At 43.6% G+C, this 24,863-nt stretch carries 15 protein-coding genes; 12 read left to right on the top strand and 3 right to left on the bottom strand.

The features are described 5' to 3' along the window. Nucleotides 1-15 precede the first annotated feature (15 nt). Complete coding sequence (locus C5745_RS11030; protein WP_105717058.1) at nt 16-1,335, bottom strand: TolC family protein; 1,320 nt, start codon at nt 1,333-1,335, stop codon at nt 16-18. An 861-nt stretch (nt 1,336-2,196) separates the two neighbouring features. Here C5745_RS11030 and C5745_RS11025 point away from each other — a divergent pair. The 7 genes from C5745_RS11025 (at nt 2,197) to C5745_RS10995 (ending at nt 16,216) form a co-directional block, all read left to right on the top strand. Further along, on the top strand, nt 2,197-3,453 hold the full coding sequence (locus C5745_RS11025) for an efflux RND transporter periplasmic adaptor subunit (RefSeq protein ID WP_105717057.1): 1,257 nt from the start codon (nt 2,197-2,199) through the stop codon (nt 3,451-3,453). Between the two features lie 12 nt (nt 3,454-3,465). Next, entirely contained in the window at nt 3,466-4,143 is a 678-nt protein-coding gene (locus C5745_RS11020) for an ABC transporter ATP-binding protein (protein WP_105717056.1), read from the top strand. A gap of 36 nt (nt 4,144-4,179) precedes the next feature. After that, complete coding sequence (locus tag C5745_RS11015) at nt 4,180-6,561, top strand: FtsX-like permease family protein (protein ID WP_105717055.1); 2,382 nt, start codon at nt 4,180-4,182, stop codon at nt 6,559-6,561. A 28-nt stretch (nt 6,562-6,589) separates the two neighbouring features. Next, complete coding sequence (locus tag C5745_RS11010; protein ID WP_105717054.1) at nt 6,590-8,869, top strand: ABC transporter permease; 2,280 nt, start codon at nt 6,590-6,592, stop codon at nt 8,867-8,869. Between the two features lie 131 nt (nt 8,870-9,000). Next, nucleotides 9,001-11,403 carry an ABC transporter permease gene (locus tag C5745_RS11005; RefSeq protein ID WP_105717053.1) on the top strand — a complete coding sequence of 801 codons (2,403 nt, stop codon included), beginning with the start codon at nt 9,001-9,003 and terminating at the stop codon, nt 11,401-11,403. Between the two features lie 11 nt (nt 11,404-11,414). Continuing rightward, entirely contained in the window at nt 11,415-13,799 is a 2,385-nt protein-coding gene (locus C5745_RS11000) for an ABC transporter permease (protein ID WP_105717052.1), read from the top strand. Nucleotides 13,800-13,810: 11 nt separating this feature from the next. Continuing rightward, nucleotides 13,811-16,216 (top strand): ABC transporter permease, encoded by a 2,406-nt coding sequence (locus C5745_RS10995; RefSeq protein ID WP_105717051.1) that lies wholly within the window; start codon nt 13,811-13,813, stop codon nt 16,214-16,216. A 7-nt stretch (nt 16,217-16,223) separates the two neighbouring features. On the opposite strand, the gene C5745_RS10990 is transcribed toward C5745_RS10995, so the two are convergent. Then, complete coding sequence (locus tag C5745_RS10990) at nt 16,224-16,832, bottom strand: fibronectin type III domain-containing protein (protein ID WP_105717050.1); 609 nt, start codon at nt 16,830-16,832, stop codon at nt 16,224-16,226. A 136-nt stretch (nt 16,833-16,968) separates the two neighbouring features. On the opposite strand from C5745_RS10990, the gene C5745_RS10985 reads away from it, so the two are divergent. From C5745_RS10985 to C5745_RS10965, 5 genes are all read left to right on the top strand, one after another. Beyond that, nucleotides 16,969-17,175: a hypothetical protein gene (locus C5745_RS10985; protein ID WP_105717049.1), complete on the top strand. Its 207-nt coding sequence runs from the start codon at nt 16,969-16,971 to the stop codon at nt 17,173-17,175. A gap of 940 nt (nt 17,176-18,115) precedes the next feature. Continuing rightward, nucleotides 18,116-19,279, top strand: coding sequence for a MalY/PatB family protein (locus C5745_RS10980; RefSeq protein WP_105717048.1), 1,164 nt, complete (start codon nt 18,116-18,118; stop codon nt 19,277-19,279). Between the two features lie 152 nt (nt 19,280-19,431). Further along, on the top strand, nt 19,432-21,870 hold the full coding sequence (locus C5745_RS10975; protein WP_105717047.1) for an ABC transporter permease: 2,439 nt from the start codon (nt 19,432-19,434) through the stop codon (nt 21,868-21,870). Nucleotides 21,871-21,892: 22 nt separating this feature from the next. Beyond that, the gene (locus C5745_RS10970; RefSeq protein WP_105717046.1) at nt 21,893-22,552 is read left to right on the top strand and encodes an ABC transporter ATP-binding protein; all 660 of its coding nucleotides are present in this window, start codon (nt 21,893-21,895) and stop codon (nt 22,550-22,552) included. Nucleotides 22,553-22,888: 336 nt separating this feature from the next. Further along, nucleotides 22,889-23,737 (top strand): transglutaminase-like domain-containing protein, encoded by an 849-nt coding sequence (locus tag C5745_RS10965; protein WP_105717045.1) that lies wholly within the window; start codon nt 22,889-22,891, stop codon nt 23,735-23,737. Here C5745_RS10965 and C5745_RS10960 read toward each other — a convergent pair. Beyond that, nucleotides 23,721-24,821: a hypothetical protein gene (locus C5745_RS10960; RefSeq protein ID WP_105717044.1), complete on the bottom strand. Its 1,101-nt coding sequence runs from the start codon at nt 24,819-24,821 to the stop codon at nt 23,721-23,723. The genes C5745_RS10965 and C5745_RS10960 overlap by 17 nt on opposite strands. Nucleotides 24,822-24,863: the final 42 nt, after the last annotated feature.

Raw genomic sequence — 24,863 nt, 5'->3', positions numbered from 1 at the left:
TAATCTTTTTCTAAGTTACAAACTTAATGTTCCTGCATAATAATCATTGATATATTTTTGCATTATCCACTCGTATTGTTTAATTACCAATGCATTCCGGGTATTGTCCAGCTTGTTCTTTGCCGTAAGAAATACAACAGAATTACTATTCCCGGCGTCAAAATGCACCTGCGCAATACGGAAGGCCTCTTGATAACTTTGCTCTTGTTCACGCAAATTATTTACATTTTCCCGAAGCGTTTTCATGCTAAACACCGCTTTGGCAGTTTCTTCCCGTAATGCATTTTCTTGAATTTCTTGTTCCCATTTCACCTCATCCAAGTCTAATTTCGCCAGTTTTACTTGTGTCCTTATCCGCATCTTACTAAAAATCGGAATGCGTAAATTCAGCGAAACGCCTTTTGCAGGATAGTTTCTGAATTGTTGCCAATAATTAAACCCCGATTCATCAATACTTGAAAAACGAGACTGGATGGAAGCAGCTAGCGATAGCGAGGGGTAATAATCGGATTTCGTCACTTTAATTTGTTGTCGGGCTTCCTTGACACGCCAATTCAAGGCCTTAAATTGTGGTAACACGTCTATCGCGGTGTGATACAGCTCGAGGCCGGAATAACGTTTTTGATCAATAGAGAATGGTAATGGTTCTAATTCGGGCAATTCATCAATAGCCATATTCAATAAAGCGGCTAGACGTAATCGTCGATCGTACAGCACCTGTTTGTTTGTTTCTAACATATTTTGATCAGTACGCAATTGCCCCTTTAAATCGTAGAAATCGCCCGGATCAGCGGCACCCTCCCGTTGCATGATTTCCATCCGGTCTACATTTTCTCGTGTTACGGCCAATTGTCCCTCTGTCTGCAGCAACATATCCTGCGCCGTCAACACCAACACATAGGCTTCTATAACATCGAGCTTCAATTCATTCACGGCACCTTCAAATTCCAACTTTCCCGCTTCCCGGGCACTAGCCCTGCGCCGGATGTCATGCAGAATTTGAAATCCGTTGAATATCGGCGCACTGAGATAAAGTGACTGTCCCCCAGAGAAGAAACTCGTGTTCACGAACTGATTGGTCGTGGCGTTCACGCTTCGTCCTTCGTTATATCCATGTTCTATATTTCCTTCTAAAGACGGCAACCGATTATAACGCGCTTGCTGATAATTTACCTCATTCCGATATAAGTTCAATTCCGTTTGCTTCAGGGTTGGGTTATGCTCCACCGCCAACCGCACACATTCGTGAAGGGACAAACGGGCCGAAGTTTGTCCCACCGTAATCGTACTACAGCTGATTGTAAATATGACAATTAGAATAACAAAATTCTTCATTCACCATGTGTTTTACTATTCTTTCCATAGCACGTGCCAAAAACATAAAAGACTATAATAGAATATAATAGGAAACATAAACGAGACCACGTGTCCGCTATCGAACAGTTGTTGTTCGTCAACGAACATCCTTGTCTTTCTTTTCCCTTGATGGAAAAGAAACAAAAGATCAAGACTGAATATAGTTCTGCTATTTTCCTTCGTCTATTCCTGAACAAAATAAACTCGCTCCGCTCGGACAGTATTTTGTTCTATACGGAATAGCCTTCAGAAAAATGGTCGCAGAACAATATAAGGTCATTTTAATCCGCGGCATCGGTATCAATTATTGAACGCGTCCATTTACGCATTTGCACGGTCCTTCCCTTAACCTCAAATGTCGCCTTAAAAGCTTTGGCAAATGTAGAAATACCAATTTTGCACTATCTCCAATGCCAAAGGTTTTCAGCGACGAGCTTTTTGTTTCTTTTTCGCGGAGAAAAAGAAAGAAGAAAAACTATTATTTCCAATTCTTAAACAACAATTTCCTTATACGTTATATTTTATTTGTAATCTTTCTAAATAACCAGCATCTTTACAATAGTTTAAAATGATTCTAAATAAATCATAACAAAAATATACTTTTCTATTTCTCTCTCTATTTCTATTGGCTTCCGTGCGCTCCTCAACTAGCATGGGAGCCGTAGAAATTTTCTCTTTGCTCACACGTTTATCCCCTTGTTCACGACCGAACAGCTAACTGTCCGTATACGGACACCTTTTGCGAAACAAGCAAATTAAAACACTATGAATAAACCAATTACAATATTGGCACAGCGTTGTATAGTAAAAAGTGGACAAACATAAATCTTTAATTTTTTAATGGACAGGCCAATACAGCAAAAGAAATGGAATAGTAAGCGGATCTTAACGCTCGCCGGTACTGTTGGGATCATCATTTTAATCGGTGCAAGCTACTATTTTACGAGTGGAAACAGCCGTTTGAATGTTGATGCCGATCGCATCAGTATTGCCGAGGTAAAAGAAGGTGCCTTTCAAGAATTTATTCCGATTAACGGAACGGTACTTCCCATTAGCAGTATCTATCTAGATGCTTCTGTAGGGGGACGTGTAGAAGAAAAATATGTGGAAGATGGTGCGATCTTAAAAAAGGACGACCCGATTATGCGGTTGGCAAATACAGATCAAGAACTGAGCCTCGTCCAGCAAGAAACCCAAGTGCTCAATCTCTTAACACAGGCGCAGATTGCACGCACCAACGCGGAACAAATGACCATCAACAACCGTAATCAAATGGCGGATGTACAGCAGGCGTTTCGGGAAGCGGAGCGCGTGTATAGCTTAAACCAAAAATTATATAAGGAAAAAGCTATCGGCTCGCAGGAATACGAGAAATCGGCTAACGAATACAACTATCAAAAGCAACGTGTGGTATTGACCAAACAAATCCTTCGTCAAGATTCCATTTCCAATAATCAAAAAGCCCTCCAGGATCAAAAGACATATGAACGCACGCAAAGCGCATTAGATCTCATGCGGAAGAAAGTAGATGACCTTATCGTGCGTGCCCCTGTTGACGGACAACTAACGTCTTTTGATGCAGAAATCGGTCAGAATAAAAATGCCGGCGAACGGCTTGGGCAAATCGATGTTTTGACCGGATTTAAAGTACGTGCTGACATTGATGAACATTATATCAATCGTATCTTTACGGAACAGATTGGTGAATTCACCTTGAGCGGGAAGGTCTATAAACTGAAAATCAAAAAAGTGTACACACAAGTAACGAACGGACGCTTCCAAGTAGATATGGAGTTCGAAGGGCAAACACCTTCCAGTGTACGTCGCGGACAGACGTTGCAAATTCGTTTAGCGCTAAGCGACGAAACAACAGCGTTACTACTGGCAAAAGGAGGCTTCTATCAACAGACGGGTGGAAATTGGATTTTCAAATTAGATAAAAACGGGAATACCGCCTATCGGGCAGATATACAGCTCGGGCGTCAGAATCCAGAATATTACGAAGTAATTGGAGGTTTACAACCCGGCGATAAAGTTATCGTGTCGAGCTATGAAACGTATGATAAGATACAGGAATTGAATGTTAGATCGAACTAGTTATTATAAAGCATGATAAAAATAACCAACTTACAAAAATATTACCGCACCGACGAGGTGGAAACAGTCGCATTGAACAATGTCAGTATTCACGTAAAAGAAGGTGAATTTGTGGCTGTCATGGGGCCTTCCGGCTGTGGCAAGTCAACCCTGTTAAATATCGTCGGATTATTAGATGATTTGGACGAAGGAAGCTATCTATTCAACGGCACGGAAGTGGCGAAATTCAAAGAGAGCAATCGTTCTAATCTGCGTAAACATAATATTGGTTTTGTTTTCCAGAGTTTCAATCTGATTGATGAACTGACTGTATTTGAAAATGTAGAACTTCCATTAGTGTACACAAAAGTACCCGCTGCGGAACGCAAACGCCGTGTAGAAGAGGTATTAGAGAAAGTACAGATTATGCATCGGCGCAATCACTTTCCACAACAGTTATCTGGAGGCCAACAGCAACGTGTGGCCGTTGCCCGCGCAGTTGTCAACAACCCGAAACTCATCTTAGCCGATGAGCCGACGGGTAATCTGGATTCAAACAATGGTAATGAAGTCATGCAGTTATTGACAGAATTGAACGAGACCGGCACGACTATCGTGATGGTAACACACAGTGAACACGATGCAAAATTCGCCGACCGTGTGATCCGTATGTTGGATGGGCAGGTCATTATGGAAACGGCGCACGTTTAAAAATTAATGAGATACGGAGATTATAACTAAACACCAATGATTAAAAACCATTTCAAAATAGCTTGGAGAAACCTTTTGAAAAACAAAGGGAATTCCACCATCAATATTCTTGGTTTAGCGTTGGGTATAAGCATATCGCTCATCATCGGGTTATGGGTAAACGCTGAAGTACAATACGATCGCTTTTACGCTAAAACCGATCGCCTATCTCAAGTATATACGCTCGATACATTTGAGGGTAAAGCCCACACATGGGGTGCTACGCCCGCAGTACTAGGCCCGATCTTAAAACAGGAGCATCCAGCGCTAGAAGAAGTCGTCAGAACCGCTACCGTCAATCACCTTCTCCATGACGACGAAAAACGTTTTAAAGCCTCCGGTACAGTGAGCGATTCTGGATTCTTCAAATTATTTGATTTTCGGTTTTTAGTAGGGAATCCAGAAACCTCGCTTACAAGGCATGACGCTATTGTACTGACTGAATCCTTAGCGAGGAAAATGTTTGGGCATACGCAGGTGATAGGAGAAACAGTAAAAATAGATACATTAGCTTCGATGACTGTGCAAGGTGTTATCCAAGATATCCCAAGCAATTCTACATTTCATGGAAACGATTTCTTCTGCTCGTGGGGTTTTCTAACCACCGCCGGCTGGACATTCAATGATTCTTGGACAAGCTACAATCACCAAACATACGTCTTGTTAAGAGAGGGTGTTTCCCTGTCTTCAACCAATCGAAATATCGCCGATCTGGTGAGGAATCACACCAACAATCAGGTAAAAGCCCGTATTTATCTCTATCCAGCAGACCGTTGGCATCTGTATAATAAATCGGAGAATGGAAAGATGGTAGCTGGTCATATTGTCAATTTACGTATGTTTGCTTTAATCGGAGTATTCATTCTGCTCATTGCCTGTATTAACTTTGTCAACCTCAGCACCGCGGGGGCGGAAAGAAGAGCTAAAGAAGTTGGTGTCCGCAAAGTCGTCGGCGCTCCAAAGAAGACACTTATTCAACAGTTTTTATTGGAGTCGTTTATGATAACACTCCTGGCGGGCATCATAGCATTGTTACTCACCGTCATAGGGCTCCCTTTCTTTAACAACCTTATCAACAGCGACATCAGCATAGACGACCAGCCCACTATATTTTGGGTGCTTTTTGCGACTGTGATTGGTGCTGCCACTCTTGGTGCCGGTATATACCCCGCTTTCGTATTGTCCGCTTTTGAGCCAATCAGAACCCTTAAAGGCAATCTCGTATCGGCCAAAGGAAATTTCAAACCTCGGAAGGTATTAGTAACGCTACAGTTTACCATCTCCATCTGTTTAGGCATTTGCACCATTATCATCAGCCAGCAAATACGCTACGGGCAGGATCGTGATAGCGGTTATGACCGAAACAATTTGGTTTACATCGCTTTGGACGGCGATTTAAGAAAGAATTATGAGGTAGTGCGTCACGAGCTCATGCAGCGGGGAATCGCCTCTAGTGTTGTTAAATCGGCCGGACGTGTCACATCTTACAACAGCAATAGTTGGGGTTATTCCTGGCCCAATGCGCAACCGGAAGATTATGACGTAACCTTTAACACCATGAGTACAGATGCCAGTTTCACGCAAACGATGGGTATAAAATTGCTAGCTGGACGAGACATTGATATTTACACACACCCATCTGACTCCAATGCCGTATTATTAAATGAAACTGCTGTTAAGCGTATGCGGCTTACAAATCCGCTAGGTACTCCTATTATAGAAGGTAAAGGAACAATATACGAGACAACATGGAACGTAGTCGGTATCATAGCGGATTTCATATTGGCATCACCCTACCAGGAAATCGACCCGATGATGGTGAAAGGCCCCGCCAGCTATTTTAGCTATATACATATTCGGCTAAACACCGATAATAACCTGTTATCTAATTTGGAGCAAATACAAACCATCTTAAAAAAATACAATCCAGATTATCCGATAGACATTCACTTTGCGGATGAAGCGTATGCGCTAAAATTTGTTCAACAAAAGCGTACCGCAACATTAACGGCCTTATTTTCCGGATTAGCTATTTTCATCGCTTGTTTGGGGTTGTTCGGGTTAGTCTCCTTTGCTACGATACAACGACAAAAAGAAATTGGTATTCGAAAAGTATTAGGCGCGTCGGTTGCCACCATCGCCACGATGCTGTCGAAAGATTTCTTAAAGCTGGTCATCTTGGCCATTGTTGTCGCCTCTCCTATTGCCTGGTGGATTATGCATCAATGGTTACAGGATTTTGTCTATCGGATAGACATACCTTGGTGGACATTTTTCTTCGCCGGTCTTCTCGCTATTTTAATTGCATTATTCACGGTCGGTACATTAGCCATTAAGGCCGCACGGGCAAATCCCGTAGATAGCTTAAGGGATGAGTAATTAGGAAGGATGATTTAAAATACGAACCATGCTAAAGAACTACATAAAATTCACTTTCCGTACCCTCTGGAAAAACAAGGGCTACGCAGCCATTAATATCTTAGGTTTATCGGTCGGGCTAACAAGCTTTTTGGTGATTTTACTCTACCTCAATTACGAACTAAGTTATGACCGCTGGGATCCGGGACTTGAAAAAGTGTTTAAGGTTTCCATTCGTGATGCCGACGACGATATTTCCCCGAATACACAGGCCCCTTTAGCGGCTTTATTGCGAGATAACGCCTCTCAGATCGAGAGCGCTACAAAAATCTCCACAGATGTCACATTTGAAATACCGTTATCTGTGGAAGACAAGGTAATATCGCAAAGTGGGGCGATATCTGCCGACTCGTTATTTTTTCAAGTGTTCCCCTATAAAATTATAGATGGTGATCCGCTTACCCCGCTGCACAAACCGAATGCCATGGTCATCAGCGCAGCTATCGCAACGAAGCTGTTTGGACAGGAAAATCCTATCGGAAAAACGATTAAAGTATTCAACTCCTTCGAACGCGAGGTAACCGCTGTCATGGAACATCCCCAGGGACCGACGCATCTAGATATTCAGATGGTGTATCGTTCGCCATATGAAACCGACAATTACCACTGGGGAAACTGGTCCTATTACACGTATGTCAAAACCAAAAGTCTTATACGGGGCGAAGAAGTAGAATCCGCAATCGATCGGATTTATTATACCGATAGACTGATGAAAGACAAAAACATGACCTATGAAGCCTTTCGTACGTCGGGAAGTCAAGAAGGTCTGTTTGTTGATGCCGTCCATGATATCCACAACTTTCCAAAATATGGAAACAGCAATATGGCTAATATTTCCATTTTGCTGGTATTGGCAATATTGCTCCTATTTGCAGGGGCTGTTAATTTCAGTAATCTGTCCATTGCTTCTTCCTTAAAACGGGCTAAAGAGGTCGGCGTGAAGAAGGTATTAGGTTTTAGCCAAGCAAGATTATTCTGGCAGTTCATGGGTGAAATCGTCATCCAGTGTCTTATCGCATTAGGAATTGCTATCCTGCTTTTACATATCGCCTTACCCTACTTCAACCGGGAATTCCAGATCTCCTTACGTCTTTTCGATGCCCAATTTTCATGGGGTCTCGTCACACAGGTTATAGCATGTTTGGTTGTCGTCACTTTACTTTCGGGTTTATATCCCGCCGTCTTCCTTTCTCGTTACAATACGACCAAGGTGTTGAAAGGAGACTATTCTAGTGGAAAACAGGGGGCTACCCTCCGCAATGGATTGATTGTAATACAATTTGTGGTCGCTGCTTTTTTTATCATCGGGATTGTGATTGTCGACCGTCAACTAAATTACATGCAGCAGTTTGACAAAGGATTTTCGGGAGAGCAGGTACTACGGATACAGGCATTAATGATGCAGACCAGAGAAGATAATTTCGAGCAAGTCAAGAATAGCCTCTTAAGTATATCTGGAGTACAAACAGTGGCAAAGACTACCAAGGTTCCAGGCGACCAATTCTCCGACACATCAACGATGAATTTTAAGCATAATGGCGAGTTACACCGTCTTGGATCAGTCAAAGTAAGTAAAGATTATTTTGAAACACTGGATATCAAACTGATCGATGGCAGACTGTTCACGGATAGCTACAACGATCAACATACGCGCTCGGCCATTATCAATGAGACGGCAGCGATGAAGCTCGGGCTTCAACACGCTGGCGGCACCTATATTACCTATCCCGATTGTGACAGCATTCCGATGGAAGTTGTAGGCATCGTGAAAGATTTTAACGTCCTTGGGCTGGAACAGCAGATACAACCAGCCGTTTTTACCATCGGTAATGATGCTTGTATGTTCCAGTCGGGCGGGGCCATACTCGTTAAGCTGGCCGATGGTGACATCGGAAAACAGGTGACAGCGATCGAGAATCTCTGGAAACGTGTCGAGCCGGGATTCGGTATCCGGCTTTCCTTTTTAGACGAAAATTTCCATCAACTCTTTAGCAGCCATCTTCGTTTGCAACGTATCGTCGCTTTTTTCGGATTTACGGCGATTGCTATAGCTGTTATCGGGCTATTTGCCCTAACTGCGTTTTTGATTGGACGACGTACGAAAGAAATCAGCATCCGCAAAATATTAGGTGCTAATGCCACTGATCTCGGTCTTTTACTAGGGAAAGATTTTATGCGGCTCATTGCCTTTGCCGTCGTGGTGGCTATTCCATTGGGCTGGTGGGCCGCTGATGTATGGTTACAGAACTTCGCCTATCGCATTTCGTAAAGCGGGTGGCTGTTTGCCGTAGCGGCAAGCAGTGTACTTGTCGTCGCTGCGTGCACGATTTGTATCAACATCTTAAAAGTATCCCGGACAAATATTGCTGAAAACTTAAGGGACGAGTAAAACCTAAGATCATGTTTAAGAACCATATAAAAATCGCGTGGCGGAATGTCTGGAAACGGAAGTTCCATACCGTCATTAATATCGTTGGGTTAGTATCGAGCATGACTTTCGTGTTATTGATCGCCGCTTACGTATGGCAGACGCATCAAGTAAATAGCGATCTACGTCATCAAGATAGACAGTATGTATTGCAAAGCGAATACAAAAAAACTGGTATCGGCCTAGAACTCACTACGATTGGTGCCCTCCCGAAAGCATTACGGGAAGAATACCCCCACCTTGTCGCAAATTATTACCGCATCGATGGTTTAACTTGCATCATATCCAATGGAACAGCTGTTTACGAGGAGTCCGTTTCTCTAGGGGATTCCACGTTGCTTGAGATGTTCGGCTTTGAGCTTTTCGAAGGAAATCCAAGCACAGCGCTCACCTCTCCGTTCTCGGTTGTTATCACAGAATCAGCGGCGATGAAGTATTTTGGTAAGAAAGAAGTTCTCGGCGAAAATCTGACTATTCGCAATTTCGCAGGCGAAAAACGGGATTTCGTTGTAACAGGCGTACTGAAGCCGACTGCACAAAATTCCGTTATGGAACTGAATGCCGCCTTGAGCAGCTCCATATTCCTTCCCATTGCGAGCGAACAGTATTTCGGCAGAAACGTAGACAACTGGAATAATCTATGGATTGCCGGTTTTATCGAGCTACAGGAAAACGTGCAACCCGAACAATTAGCTATCCCCATACAAAATTTATTAAAGCAACACGCCGACGAGCAAGTTGCGGCCAACCTTATTCCGCAACTCAAACCACTCTCCTCCTATTATCTAGATGATAATAATGGTGCTATGAGACAACTAACGCAGGTCTTGATACTCATAGCAGGCTTTCTCCTCATCATGGCTGTGGTCAATTTCATCAATTTTACGGTAAGCCAAAGCTTCACACGCCTAAAGGAAATCGGCGTTCGAAAAACGATGGGAAGCAACAGGTTCCAATTGATACTACAATTGACCACCGAATACATCATGTTGGTATGGATCGCCGGCTTAGGCGCTTTGGCGTTATATCCTCTATTAGCACCTTTGTTTGAGTCCATCATGCTGACCGCGCTGCCAAACATCTTTGAGCTGCCGGTATTCTTCTTCGTTTATTTTATGCTTGCGGTATTATTTTTAGGTATGCTCTCCGGTTTGTATCCTGCCATGAAGCTGTCCCAAAACCATCTCTTGGAATCAATGAAGAACCAGCTGACGAACATACAGCAAAAGCATCTTATACGCCGCATATTGTTATTCACACAGTTCACGGTTACTATCGTTGTTCTGATTGCCGCCGTTGTTATTTCCCGACAAGTTGATATCTTTATGAAAGGAGATTTAGGCTATGACAAAGACTATCTCATTACCGTACAAGCGCCACGCGACTGGTCGGAAGCAGGTCTGCATAAAATGGAGCTGGTGCGCGAACAGTTACGCGCTTTACCTCATGTCGAAAATCTCAGTCTGTCTTATGGTGTGCCTGGAGCATTTGCTGACGGCATACAACAAATACAAAAAGTAGGAAGCGAGGACGAAGTAGACGCATTGATGATCGCATCCGATTCATACTTTTCCGAAACGTACAGTATTCCGTTATTGGCCGGTGAATTTTTTAACCAAAAGGGAGCTATGACGGATAATTCGAAACTGGTCATCACCAACAAAACGGCAAAAGCATTGGGGTTCCATATGCCACAGGGAGCTATCGGACAACAGATCAGCTTGTTCAATGGTCGGTTTGTAGGGACTATAGCTGGTGTTACAGAAGATTTCTATGCCAATTCTATGCATAGCGTGTCACCTCCGGTAATCTGGTTTTCAATTAAAAATAATAACCAGTATCGATTTTTATCCATTCGACTTAACGCAGGTTCCACACTCGACGCGTTGACCGCGCTTGAAAAAAAATGGAAACAGCTTATGCCAGAAGCCCCTTTCGAATTTCGTTTTATGGATGATACAATTAAGAACATGTATACGATTGAGCTTCAACTACAGCGCGCTTCGCAGGCTGCGACGGTTATCTCGATTGTTATCATCGCTTTGGGTCTGATCGGGCTAACCGCTTTAGCGATTAATCTACGTCTAAAAGAAGTCGGTATCCGAAAGGTGTTAGGCGCCTCTTTACAACAAATCATCATGCTATTCAGCAAAGAATTTTACATAACGTTCTTCCTAGCGGTGCTGGTCGGTTGTCCCTTGGTTTACACCCTCATGAATAAATGGCTGGCAAACTATGCCTCACGAATAGAATTGACCATGAGCGTGTTTATATTTCCGCTAATAGGGCTGATTCTGCTCTTATTTTTCGTTACTGGTAGCATTATATCAAGCGCGATAAAATCCAATCCGGTGGATAGTTTAAGGGATGAGTAAAAATTAAAATCATGTTTAAGAACCATATAAAAATCGCTTGGCGGAATATAATACGGCACAGATCTTTTGCTTGCTTGAACATTGCTGGCCTTGCAGTCGGCCTCGCTGCCAGTATGCTGATATTGTCATGGGTACAGCACGAGCGCAGTTACGACAGCTTTCACACCGATGCCGATCAGCTCTATCGTATAAAGTCTATGCTGGACCATGAGCATTTTAAAGCTGCTGTCTCGCCTTCACCTTTAGCGCCTGAACTCAAAGAAAGAATGTCCGAGGTAGCCGACTTTGTGCGTATAACTCTACCACGAACCCATTATTTCGAATATAGAGATGACCAGTATGAAGAAAAAGGCGTTATTTACGCTGATACCAATTTTTTAGATGTGTTCACTTTCCCGCTTGTTGCCGGCCATACAACCTCTGCCCTGCAACGTCCCGATGGTATTGTTATTACAGCACGTATTGCCAAAAAATATTTCAACGACGAGAACCCCATAGGCAAGGTTTTAAAGATTGACCACACACAGCAGGTCACTGTAACGGGTGTACTGAAAGATATCCCTGATAATTCGCACCTGCAATTTGATTATGTTCTTCCGCTAACTTTTCTAAACAAAGACCATTACCTCTATCCTAACGACGACTGGGGGCACTTTATATATCACAGTTATCTGCGGCTCCAACTACCTCATTCCACCCATCATACTGGACTTAAGGCTTTAGAACAGCACATTAACGAAATTTATCGTGAGCATGTAGAAGGTACTTTGCTTAAAACAACCTACCAGTTACAGCCCTTAAAAGATATACATCTTCATTCCCAAAACTTGCAGGTCGAATGGGCTGCACGAGGCAATTATCAATATGTTAACACCCTATTCTTTGTCGCTATTTTCATCCTTATTGTAGCTTGTATTAATTTCATGAATTTAGCAACGGCTCGCTCTACACGACGGGCCAAAGAAGTAGGTTTACGTAAAGTCATCGGAGCGCACCGTATGCAACTCATTTTTCAGTTCCTGAGCGAAGCGTTAATGATCGCCTATTTTTCCTTTGCCTTGGCTATCGGCTTGGTATGGATTTCCCTCCCCCTATTTAACAACCTAGCGAATGCCTCCCTTGACGCTGCTTTTTTCAACCCTAGTTTTTTCCTCTCCGCTCTAGGCATCGCGACACTTACGGGATTCGTAGCTGGTATCTATCCGGCAATATATTTGTCAAGTTTTATACCTATAAAAGTCCTTAAAGGTATATTCGGTGGTTCCGGAAGTGGAAATCTAGTATTCCGCAATACACTTGTTGTTATACAGTTCGTCGTTTCCATCATGCTGTTAGTAGGCACCCTATTAGCTTATCAGCAGCTGAATCACCTTAAAAACAGAAATCTCGGTTTTGATAAATCGGGACTGGTGTACGTACCGATGATTGGCGATATCTGGGGACAGCAACAAGCCTATAGGAATGCACTACGTGAAAATCCGCTGACAGCTAACTTCTCCGTGACGGACGATGTGCCTACCAATCTGCGTAGTGGCACTATAGATTATCATTTTGAGGGCAAAGATCCTAACTCATCCCTTGTCCTACCAACCATGGATGTAGATGAACATTTTCTAGATGTTTTTGACATGCAATTGATAGCCGGCCGTAGCTTCTCTCACCAATTTGGTAACGATTCAAGCAATTATATAGTTAACGAAACCTTGGTAAGCCATATGGGTTTATCACCTCAACAAGCCATCGGTATACCTTTTACGCTTTGGGACAAAAAAGGAATGATTATCGGTGTAGTGAAAGATTTCAATTTTAAACCCGCCAGTCAGGTTATCGAGCCCATTGTTCTAAAATACAATGATTGGGGAGGGATGGTTGTTATCAAAGCGCCAAGAAACAAATTGGAAGTTACACTTAAAGCGCTGATGCAAATTAATACAAAGTTAAATCCGAATTTTCCGTTCTCTTATGGCTTTGTAGATCGGGATCTGGAAGAGCTCTATCTTGGGGAACAACGCTTAAGCAACTTGTTTCATTTTTTTGCCTTACTGGCTATTTTTGTTTCCTGCCTCGGCTTATATGGCTTATCATCTTATATTGCCGAACGACGTGCCAAAGAAATCGGCATCCGAAAGATACTAGGCTCTTCCTCGATCAGCATTTTCTATCTATTATCTAAAAATTTCTTAACCTTGGTGGCGATCGCCATCTCTATTGCACTGCCTTTTTCATGGTATGCCGGCAAAACTTGGCTGGCATCCTTTGCTTACAGAATAGACATTCATTGGAATATCTTGATATTAGCTGCTGGAATAGCCACGTTGACCGCAATGGTAACGACAAGCTACCAAGCATGGAAAGCCGCTCGTGCCAATCCAGTGGACAGTTTACGAGATGAGTAAAACCTAAAATCATGATCAAGAACCATATAAAAATCGCTTGGCGGAATATCAGAAAAAGCAAACTATTAAGCGGAATTCATATTTTTGGGTTGTCTCTTGCTATTGCTACCGCTACGTTGCTCTACCTCACAGCTATGTTCGAACTGTCGTTCGATGATTTTCATGAAGAAAAGGAGCGCATCGGTTTAGCGTACACCACTAGCGAGCCGGAAGAAGGAATAACATATAGTGCGACCATGCCAGCACCCTTCGCCACATCGTTGAAATCGGAACTGCCAGGCATCGAGCATATCAGTCGTTATTACAACACCAGCGTTACCCTGCGTCATGGCAACAAACAATTTGCATCCAATAATAAATACGTAGATGCCGACTTTCTCTCTATATTCAGTTTTCCCTTACTCCATGGGCACCAAAAAGCATTGGAAGACCTAAACGGAATCGTGATAGACGGAACGATGGCGAATAACCTTTTCGGGACGACGGATGTTGTGGGCAAACAAGTGGAGATTTCCCGGGGAGAAGGATGGGTACCCCGAACTATTACAGCAGTCATTACGCCTCTTCCTTCTAATTCTAGCCTTACGTTTACCAGTTTACAGCGTTTTGAGCAAAAGGCAGATTACCAAAATCGCATCGAGGATTGGGGGCACGAAGACCATTCGGTGTTCGTAAAAATGACCGACAAAATAAACGATGCTGCTTTTACGCAGCAGACAAAATCGTTTATAGATCTTTATTATAAAGACAACAGCAATATGCTGAAACGAGATGGGGCTAAGGCCGATAAAAGTGGGGCCTATATTTCCTTACACCTGTTACCCCTAGATCAATATCACCGAAATGATCTGGGATTGGGACAAGCGAAATCCACCCTATTCCCGTGGATATTATTAGTAATCGCCGCACTCATACTCTTTATCGCCTGTTCAAATTTCATCAACTTGTCACTGGCAAATTCCATCACGCGCACCAAGGTGATCGGTACGCGGAAAACACTGGGAGGTTCAACCACTCAACTCATCGGACAACTGTGGACAGAGTCGCTGGTGCTCTGCGTAGTCGCCCTGATAATTGGTCTCGGACTAGCCGCTGTACTCCTACCCGAATACAATGCCGCTATGAACGTTCAGCTTAGCATGTTGCAGCTGTTTTCTCCAATCAATCTACTCTTTTTTATGCTAATGTTCGTACTGCTCACCCTTTTTGCCGGCGGGTATCCAGCATGGCGTCTGGCTCGTATTAATATTATCCATAGCTTGAAGGGTACAGCGACCGTTACAGGTGGTGGTTTACGCAATAGTTTAACCGTGGTGCAGTTTGCGATAGCCATCGTTCTGATTACAGCGACCATCGTCATCAGTACGCAATTACACTATATCAGCGAACGTCCGTTAGGTTTCAACAAGTCGGAAGTGATCAGTATTCCGATTGGTGACGGCGTCGATCCGGAGTCGGCCTTACAAAAAATGCGCGCCAAACTAGCTTCACAACCTTGGGTGGAGGCAGTCAGTGCTTCGGATATCAATATAGGTATCGGTCAGGATGGAAATAACGCGAACAGCAGGTTTGGTTTCGATTATGAGGGAAGGCAGATATCGACGAATTTCATGCGTGTGGATTACGACTACTTGAAAACTTTGCATATTAAATTAATTGCCGGCCGTGATTTCGATCGTGCGTTTTCGTCGGATTCCACGGCTGTCTTAATCAATAAACAGATGGCGGCACAGCTTGGCGGTCTGGAAACAGTATTGGGAAAAACCTTATCGATTGACGGCGACCCACAAATTATCGGCATCATCGATGACTTTAACTTTAAGGATCTGCGCACGAAAGTAGGTCCGCTGACACTGTCGATCAATCCGCGTATCTTCAACCTAGAGTATATTTTTGTACGCGTGAAGACGAGCGGTTTACGTGAAACGTTAGCACAGGTGGGAAAAACCTGGAAGGAAGTGAACCCCAAAGCGGACATCGCGGCATCTTATCTGGATGAGAATACGCAGAACATGTATAAGGATGAAAAGCGCTTTGCGCAGGTCATTATTGGCGGTGCTCTGGTGGCCATTGCCATATCTTGTTTAGGACTTTTTGCTTTGGCGTTGCTAACAATTAACCAGCGTGTAAAAGAAATCGGTATCCGGAAGGTACTCGGTTCTTCCGTTTCGAGTATTGTTCTACTGCTTTCGAAAGACTTTGCGAAATTGGTGTTACTGGCTTTCGTCCTTGCCGCACCACTCTCCTGGTGGATAATGAAAGGTTGGCTCCAGAATTTTGCCTATCATATCGATTTGCAATGGTGGATGTTTGTATTAGCTGGTTTAGCCACTGTTATCACCGCATTGCTTATGGTCAGCTTCCAAGCTGCACAGGCCGCCCGCACTAACCCGGTAGATAGTTTGAGGGATGAGTAATCCTCCCTCAAATCACCCACGCCGTGACGATATCACTATAGTTCAGCATGACGTCGCTTCCTATATACGACACCCGGAATTCGTATTGCTCCAGCATATCGAGATGGCCCAATTCGAGGGTAGATTTCGTGTGCATTAGGTATTCCCAAGTCTCCATTCCTTTTTTCCGGTATTCGTACTGATAAAGCCTTGCCGGCCGCCATGAATTGACACGTAAGCGAATTTTCCCGGATCCAACCTGTATATGCTCTATACGGAGGTTTTCGGGTTTTGGTGTACGACCTAAAGAAACATGACTGGATCGGGAAGGACGGAATCCTGCCGCCACGATAATAGCCTCATCACCACCTGCAACACCCTCCACATAGTGTGATAAGCGGCGAATAACATCTTGGAGCTTTTCACCCTGCTGTGCTTTCAAAATCACGGCACGCTTATCCCGAAAGATGGCCTCTGCATATGCCTCTCGGTAGGCGTTCAAGCTCATTTCCAACGTCGCTAAATTCGGAACCGGATTGGCAAATAGATCGGCGTTCTCCGTCATCTTTAAAAAAATTTGTTCTGCATAGACCAACAACTGGGTTGCATCCTTGCTTGTAAATACTGGTTTTGCCATTTTATTATATGTTAGATATTATATATCAAACTTCCACGACAAAGATGGAGTAGAAAATAAAGCAAAAGGTTCGCTTTTTCGCCAATTTTTCAGGTCCCACTAAAAAGTTTTTGGCGAAAAAACGAACCTTTACAGGATGTCTTTTACTATTTGCGTAGTCAAAAACACGGCTTTCAACAACGCTAAACCAGTTTATCTTTCAGATTCTTCGGAAAACCGGCAAAACAGACTTGCAGGCACGTTTATCAAACCTGCATACCATATGCTACAAATAATCGGCGCGGTGACCATCCTTGCCTCACGCTTGGAACAACTTGTTGACGTTTTTGAAAGAACGGCTTAAATATGACCAACACCTGTTTTAGCTTATCTCCGAGTTGCGAGCATCATCAAATGTTTTATGTGCAACTCCGTTGTGTCTGTTAACCAAACTGTTCCACTTGCAAACATGTACAAACCAAGGACATGCGCGTTGCTTACGAGTACAGTTATCTTTATCCTGTCGACAAGCACCTATCATACGATCGCTAACATCGCCAGTGTACTTGCCGGTCCACTATGCCTAATGAATTACAAAGCCCTTATCCTAACGACCGGCCTGATAAGGTACGCATTAAAACCTAGCCATAAAATATCGTGGGAATCGTCCCGATCAATTGCTCCATGATTTGAAACAAGAATGGAAACAATGGTATCCAAACGAGCTTTTTGATTATAAATTTTACGACGACCAGATTGGTAACGATCATCGTTCAAACTGTCCGGGCGGCAAAAACTAATCCAGTGGACAGTTTGCGGGATGAGTAATGCTGTTATAACAAAAAGATTATTTATCCGTTCTTGTATTAGGCAACTACCGAACACGATGCGGCTATACACGGCAACTATTCACAGATGATTCACTCATGCTTCGATAACCAGAGCAGATAAATCCGTGTTCTCTCCATGGTGAGTCCGTGTTGAGTCCGAGTATCGCACAGTAACAAGGTAGACCGATTTCTCCAACACTACCCACGCACCTCCTATTATAGACGAAGCATTAGCGGAGTATGAGTAAGGCAATATACCAGTATTATCGAATAGCTCTGCTGACATGTCTCCAACTTAGTTGGGGAATAGCAAAACCATATCCAGCCTTGATTTATGGATTTGTGTTTGTTTTGGTATCCATGAGCTCGCTTCGTTCGGTTTTTTGCCTCGTTTTTTCATCAAGGAAAAAATGAAGAAGAAAAACCTTCCTTTTCTTTAAGTTTGTATAACACAGCAGCGAAAAGAGTATTACTATGAAATATAACTTTGACGAATTAATCGATCGATCGAATACCGGAAGTGTAAAATGGTCCAAACTTGACGTGCTCCCGATGTGGATCGCTGACATGGATTTTAAGACAGCTCCTGAAGTAACTGAAGCCTTAGTAAACCGTGCTTCGCATGGCGTGTTTGGCTACTCCGAAACACCAGCCGCTTTTTATGATGCAATTACGAATTGGTGGAAGAAAAGACACGCGCTACACCTGGGAAATGACTGGATTGTGGCTACACCTGGAGTCATGCCGGCACTTGCTGCAGCAGTGGAAGCGTTAACTTCTAAAGGTGACAAAATCATCGTACAACCTCCGGTATACAATCATTTCTTTATAACCGTTAAACAAAGCCACTGTGAACTCGTGGAGAACAACCTCCTGTACGACAATGGTAATTACAAAATTGATTTTGAAGATCTCGAGCAAAAAGCTGCCGATCCGGCCGTAAAGGTACTTTTATTTTGTAACCCCCATAATCCTGTCGGCCGCGTATGGACCCGGGATGAGCTCTTAAAGCTTGGTGAAATATGCATTCGTCACCATGTTGTCGTGCTTTCAGACGAAATCCATTCGGATTTGGTATATGAAGATTTTAAACATGTCCCGTTTGCTTCTTTGGGAGATGCTTACGCCAGAAACTCCATGACGTTCTCCTCCCCTACCAAAACGTTTAACTTAGCGGGCTTACAAGTCGCTTATTTCTTTACCGAAAATGAATCTTTCCGTAAGATGGTAAAGAATGTATTAACGAAATGGGAAATGACGATGTTAAACATATTTGCCATCGACAGCCTTATCGTGGCTTATGAAAAGGGAGAAAACTGGCTAGCGAGTTTAAAAGAATATGTATATGAAAACTATCAATATCTAAGGGACTTCTGCCGAACACATCTTCCCCAACTCCGTGTCATTCCGCTACAGTCAACCTATTTGGTTTGGCTTGACTGTGCTGCCTGGGGCCTACCTTCATCCGAGATCACGAATAGGCTGCTTGAGCAGGAACACCTATGGCTGCAGGCGGGAATAAAATATGGTCTGGCGGGAGACCATTTCGTCCGCATCAATATTGCTTGCCCGAGAACGCTATTAGAAGAGGGTTTGAATCGGCTAGCACAAGAATACAGGCGGATATTGAACATATAGTCGTGTTTTCTAGCTGTCCGACATCGAACAACCACTGTCCGATATCGAACAGCTGGCCACTACAAAATACCACGACAAACATTTGAAAATCAATATATTGATTTTATGGTTCAGCAATTGTTTTGATAAAGCACAGACATGGAGAATCAAAGATGATCAAAAATTATTTTAAAATTGCTTTCCGTAATCTGGCAAAGAACCGAATGTTCTCGATGCTCAATATTATTGGACTTTCATTCGGGCTTGCTGGATTTATGTTTATTGCTACTTACGTATTTGACGAGCTCAGTTATGACCGTTTTCATACCAAAGCGGAACGTATCGTTCGTCTGAATGCGCATATCCATATGGGTGAAAGCAAGCTGGACATGGCCCGAACAAGCGATATGATGGGACCGATACTTCGCGACGAATATACAGACGTGGAAGACTTCGTCCGATTATATACCTCTGCCGGTGCTAAGCTTATAAAAAACGGCGATCGTTGGATTAAAGAGGTTCGCGTGGCGCATACCGACTCCTCTTTTTTCGATCTTTTCACCTACCAAGCACTTCACGGTGATCTTCGTCGGGCACTTACGGCACCGAATACCGTTGTATTAACCCGCTCGGCCGCCGAACGCTACTTCAACACAACGGATGTGGTAGGCAAAACATTAGAGACCAATGATGCCGGCAACACAGTTTATCAGATCACAGCAGTAATCGATGATATGCCGCGAAACGGCCATTTCAGCTACGATTTCCTGTTCGCTATGGAAAATGCATCGTATGAAAGCTGGGGTTCGTTGCTTTCCCATAACTTCACCACCTATATACTGCTGAGAAACGCAACAGACCGATCACTGTTGGAAAACCATCTGGAGGAATATGTGCACAAGCATTGCCTTCCCGCAGCTAAACAGTTCATGGATATTGCGAGTATGGAGGAGTTTAGAACACAGGGGAATGTGTTTTATTACGATGTTACACCGATCAAGGATATTCATTTACGTTCCAATTTGATGGGCGAACTTCAGCCCAACGGCAGCGTACAGTATGTTTATATTTTCGGTGCCATCTCGTTGTTTATACTACTCATCGCTTGTGTCAATTTTGTGAACTTATCGACGGCACGATCAGCAAGCCGGGCGAAGGACGTCGGCGTGCACAAACTATTAGGTTCATCGAGAAGTGGTGTCGCCGGTCAATTTTTGACAGAGTCACTCCTACTATCTTTTGGAGGCGTCATGGTAGCGATAGGCATTGTCCTATTGGCACTGCCCCTGTTTAACGAGTTATCGGGTAAAGCATTCAAGGCATATGATTTAATAAACGTCCGGTCATTGCCATTGATTGGATTTCTGACACTCTTCGTCGGATTGGTGGCTGGTTACTACCCAGCCGCTTATTTGTCCGCATTTAGACCATTACAAGTTATACAATCACGGTCCGTCATTAATTCGGGAAAAAGTTTCTTCCGAAGCAGTTTGGTAGTTTTTCAATTTGCCATATCCATCACGTTAATTGTTGGTACATTTATCATTACGGCCCAGCTGCAGTACATTCAACGTAAACAAGTCGGTTATGAACGGGAGAATATTCTCCTGATCGGCGACTATCATGTTCTAGGAAATCAAGCGAAGGCATTTCGCGACGAGGTTTTGAACCTACCAGGTGTTAAAATGGGTACCGTCAGCGGTTATTTACCGGTATCGAGTTCCAGCAGAAACGATAATCCCTATTCGAAAGAAACGGTTATGTCTGCCCATAATTCGGTATCCATGCAGACGTGGCACGTCGATGAGCAATATTTACCAACGTTTGAATTAGAATTGACAGCGGGTCGTAACTTTTCGTCTGCGCGCATTGCAGATTCGACCGCCGTCATCTTAAATCAGACTGCCGTAAACCACTTTGATTTTGGTTCAGAAAAAGAGGCTATCGGCAAAAAAATACATTTTCAACTAGGCAATAGCATGAGATCGTTCGACGTTATCGGTGTGGTCAAGGATTTTAACTTTGATTCGCTCCGCGATCCCGTAACCCCACTCGGCTTCTTTTTAGGTAATCATCCTGTAGAAGCGGCTTTCAAAATTGAAGCCGCTGACCTTCCGGCTTTACTTACTCGGATAGAGAGCTCCTGGAATACATTAGCGTCCGGATACGCTTTCTCGTATCGATTTTTGGACGAAGCATTTGATGCTATGTATAGAGCGGAGCGTCGTATGAGTAGGTTAAGCTTAGCGTTTGCCGCGTTGGCAACTGGCATTGCTTGTCTAGGGTTATTTGGGCTCGCCGCATTTATGGCAGAACAGCGTAGCAAGGAAATCGGTGTCCGGAAGGTACTAGGGTCGTCTGTGATAGGAATAGTCATTATGCTTTGCAGGGATTTTATAAAATTGGTTCTCATTGCCCTTTTGATTGCTGTTCCTATTGCGTGGTGGGGCATGAGCAAATGGCTAGAAGACTTCACCTACCGAATCGAGATGTCTTGGTGGATATTTGCGTTAACCGGCGTAATTTCCATTCTCATCGCACTGCTCACGGTGAGTACACAAGCCATTCGAGCAGCTCGCACGAATCCAGTGGATAGTTTAAGAAATGAATAACAATGATGAATAAACGACAAAGATGATAAAATTAGAACATATTTTTAAATGGTATAATGTAGGTGGCACGCGCTCTTTTGTCGTGAAGGATATTAACCTGCAAATTGAACAAGGTGATTTTATTTCCATCATGGGCCCGTCGGGTTCGGGAAAATCTACACTTCTGAATATTATCGGTTTGCTCGATGAACCCAGCGAGGGACATTATTATTTTATGGGCGAGGACGTATTGGCTTTAAAACCAAAGAAGCGGACCGCATTGTTCCAGTCGCACATGGGCTACGTTTTCCAATCTTATCACTTGATAGACGAACTCACCGTATACGAAAATATCGAGACACCTTTGATTTATAAGAATCTATCGGGCAAAGAGAGAAAAGCCATCGTAGGCGATATGCTGGACCGTTTCGGAATTGTAGGAAAGAAAGATTTATTTCCGGCACAATTATCCGGCGGGCAACAGCAGGTCGTGGGCATTGCCCGGGCCTTGGCTGCTTCACCCAAGCTGTTGCTGGCGGACGAACCAACAGGCAACCTCAACTCTAAACAAGGCGAGGAAATCATGGCTCTTTTCAGACAACTTAACGAAGAAGGCATGACGATCATACAGGTCACTCATTCGGAAAAAAATGCAGAATATGGGAAACGGGTTATTGATTTATTGGATGGGCAAGTGAGATAGTAAAATGCCACTCAAGCCGTGGCAGGGCTCATACTTTTTTTACCTCAAAAAAAGTATGCAAAAAAAATCGCCACTTAAAAATTTTGATGCGTGGATAGTGCAAAAATATTGTTTTCTACATATCTCAAAATTTTTGATGTGGCATTATCGTTTAAGGATGGGGCAATACATTTGCACAATCCCTCCCTTAACCTTCCAGGTCGCATACAAATTTTTGAGGTTGTAGAAAGTCCTCCTTAGTACTATCCCTTTCCTCAAAGATTTGAAGCGACGAGTTTCTTTCTATCTTTTTTTGCGGAAAAAAAAGATAAAAAGAAAACCCGTATATTCGTACAGATGAACGAGCAGGAGTTAAAGGCACTGATTTCGCTCTTGGATGATCCGGACGCGGAAATCTATCAGGCTTTGGAAGATAAGCTGATTACTTGTGGCCCCGAGGTGATACCCTTGTTGGAGGAATCTTGGGAACAGTCTTTTGATGTGTTATTACAGGAGCGCGTTGAGCAGATTATCCACAAGATACAATTCAATCAGGTCAAGCACGACCTTCAATTATGGAAGTTAAATAACGAGGAGGATCTGCTCGACGGGCTGCTTATCGTAAACCGTTATCAATACCCCAATTTAAGCGAGGACGAAGTATACGAGAAATTTGCCGAACTACGCCGCAACGCTTGGTATCATTTGATGTACGATATGAGTCCCATTGAAAAGGTGAAGCTGTTAAACAATATTCTCTTCCGGGAGTTTGGCTTGTCCGGCAACACGTCTGATTTTCACGCGCCACAAAACTCTTTTATAAACAAGGTGCTGGAATCAAAAAAAGGAAATCCGATTTCACTCGCTTGTGTTTATAGCATCGTTGCACAACGCTTGGACATCCCCATTTATGGTGTTAATTTACCCAAGCACTTTGTGTTGGCCTATATGAATGAGGAAAAACCCGAGGAGGTACTTTTTTACATTAATGTATTCAATCGCGGCCAGATTATGCGAGAAGTAGATATCACTGCATTCCTCCAACAACTAAATTTACCACCCATAGATGATTATGTTAAGCCGTGCCGTAATTTGGAGATTATCAAGCGTGTTCTGCGCAACCTCATTGCTGCTTATGAATACGTAGACAATGTCGAGAAGCGTGAGGATGTTCAATTATTATTAGATCTCATTGACCAAGCGTAGAATCATCGCGCGCATCCAGCGCTAAGCCGACGGGTGTCACACCAAATCCCAATACGGAAGTGTCGATCACGTCTTCTGGTTCTACATTTCCGTCGTCTGTATACCTAAATCGTGATACCTTTTTTGCTTCACGGTCAGCCACATATAAATAAACACCACCAGCCCGCATGTCAATGGCCACATCAACAGGTGAAATTAAACCTGTACTACGCCCCGTAATCACCCGGGAAGGTCTAATTACATCCGCCGTTCCCTGTATCAAATTGGAAAAGTTATCAAAGAGGAGGATACGTCCGCTACCCAGTGTCCCGTCTCCCATTTCGGCAATAGCCATGACATTCTTAATCGTATCGTAGCATAACCCACGCAGATTAGCCGTGGCATTCTCAATTCGTAGTGTACGGGTGGGGCTAAGCGTAGCAACGGAATCGCTTGCCCTTACCGGCATCGTCGTCAAATTCTGGAACATGTAAAGACCGGCCGGCGCATTTATTTTGGAGCTAAAGAGCCTATCGTTCGCATAGGTGGCTCCCCACATGTCAAGGTTCGTATTTATTAATTTCTTAAAGGGTTGTTTTTGGTTGCCTGTACTCGTAGGATTGTCCACAACGTATATACCTGCATCTGATCCGGCACCATTAACTACCAGAAGCGCTCGCGCAGCAGCGTGATACACAAGGCCCTTTACCTTGTTGTAGTATCGGCTCCGAAGGCCTGTTCCCAGATTGTTAAGGGTACCCGTTCGTTGTACATCAACGGCAGAAATGACGGTGTCCACCCCACTACTGTCGGCACTACCTTGAAAAATAGTTTTCACATAGGGGTTGAAATAAATGGGGCCGCCGCCCCGCACCTGGGATACATGGCTTTCTCTAAAGGCAAATACGGAAGAATCTGCCGGCTGAATGATACGGATGTTCGTATCTGCCCGTTCATCCGTAGTACCGTATTCTTCAAAGGAAACGTAAAGACGGGAAATCTGCCTGATTTCCAGTCCCGGTTCCACATTCTCATCTTCACAGGCATAAAACCCGAGGACTAGCGCTAACGCGACGACAACATATATGATTGAGGTTCTGGACATAAGAAGTGTATAGGTTACAAAACTATAAAATATCTACGAATC

Source organism: Sphingobacterium haloxyli (assembly GCF_002980525.1).
GTDB lineage: Bacteria > Bacteroidota > Bacteroidia > Sphingobacteriales > Sphingobacteriaceae > Sphingobacterium > Sphingobacterium haloxyli.
The sequence above is the reverse complement of the archived record's forward strand: the minus strand, read 5'-3'. Positions and strand labels throughout refer to the sequence as shown.

Excerpts from the sequence above, each read along its gene's own strand:
- C5745_RS10990 (WP_105717050.1), bottom strand. The coding sequence starts at position 16,832 with ATGGCAAAACCAGTATTTACAAGCAAGGATGCAACCCAGTTGTTGGTC.
- C5745_RS10975 (WP_105717047.1), top strand. The coding sequence starts at position 19,432 with ATGATCAAAAATTATTTTAAAATTGCTTTCCGTAATCTGGCAAAGAAC.
- C5745_RS10965 (WP_105717045.1), top strand. The coding sequence starts at position 22,889 with ATGAACGAGCAGGAGTTAAAGGCACTGATTTCGCTCTTGGATGATCCG.
- C5745_RS10995 (WP_105717051.1), top strand. The coding sequence starts at position 13,811 with ATGATCAAGAACCATATAAAAATCGCTTGGCGGAATATCAGAAAAAGC.
- C5745_RS11020 (WP_105717056.1), top strand. The coding sequence starts at position 3,466 with ATGATAAAAATAACCAACTTACAAAAATATTACCGCACCGACGAGGTG.
- C5745_RS11000 (WP_105717052.1), top strand. The coding sequence starts at position 11,415 with ATGTTTAAGAACCATATAAAAATCGCTTGGCGGAATATAATACGGCAC.
- C5745_RS10970 (WP_105717046.1), top strand. The coding sequence starts at position 21,893 with ATGATAAAATTAGAACATATTTTTAAATGGTATAATGTAGGTGGCACG.
- C5745_RS11010 (WP_105717054.1), top strand. The coding sequence starts at position 6,590 with ATGCTAAAGAACTACATAAAATTCACTTTCCGTACCCTCTGGAAAAAC.
- C5745_RS11025 (WP_105717057.1), top strand. The coding sequence starts at position 2,197 with ATGGACAGGCCAATACAGCAAAAGAAATGGAATAGTAAGCGGATCTTA.
- C5745_RS10985 (WP_105717049.1), top strand. The coding sequence starts at position 16,969 with ATGTCTTTTACTATTTGCGTAGTCAAAAACACGGCTTTCAACAACGCT.
- C5745_RS11005 (WP_105717053.1), top strand. The coding sequence starts at position 9,001 with ATGTTTAAGAACCATATAAAAATCGCGTGGCGGAATGTCTGGAAACGG.
- C5745_RS11030 (WP_105717058.1), bottom strand. The coding sequence starts at position 1,335 with ATGAAGAATTTTGTTATTCTAATTGTCATATTTACAATCAGCTGTAGT.
- C5745_RS11015 (WP_105717055.1), top strand. The coding sequence starts at position 4,180 with ATGATTAAAAACCATTTCAAAATAGCTTGGAGAAACCTTTTGAAAAAC.
- C5745_RS10980 (WP_105717048.1), top strand. The coding sequence starts at position 18,116 with ATGAAATATAACTTTGACGAATTAATCGATCGATCGAATACCGGAAGT.
- C5745_RS10960 (WP_105717044.1), bottom strand. The coding sequence starts at position 24,821 with ATGTCCAGAACCTCAATCATATATGTTGTCGTCGCGTTAGCGCTAGTC.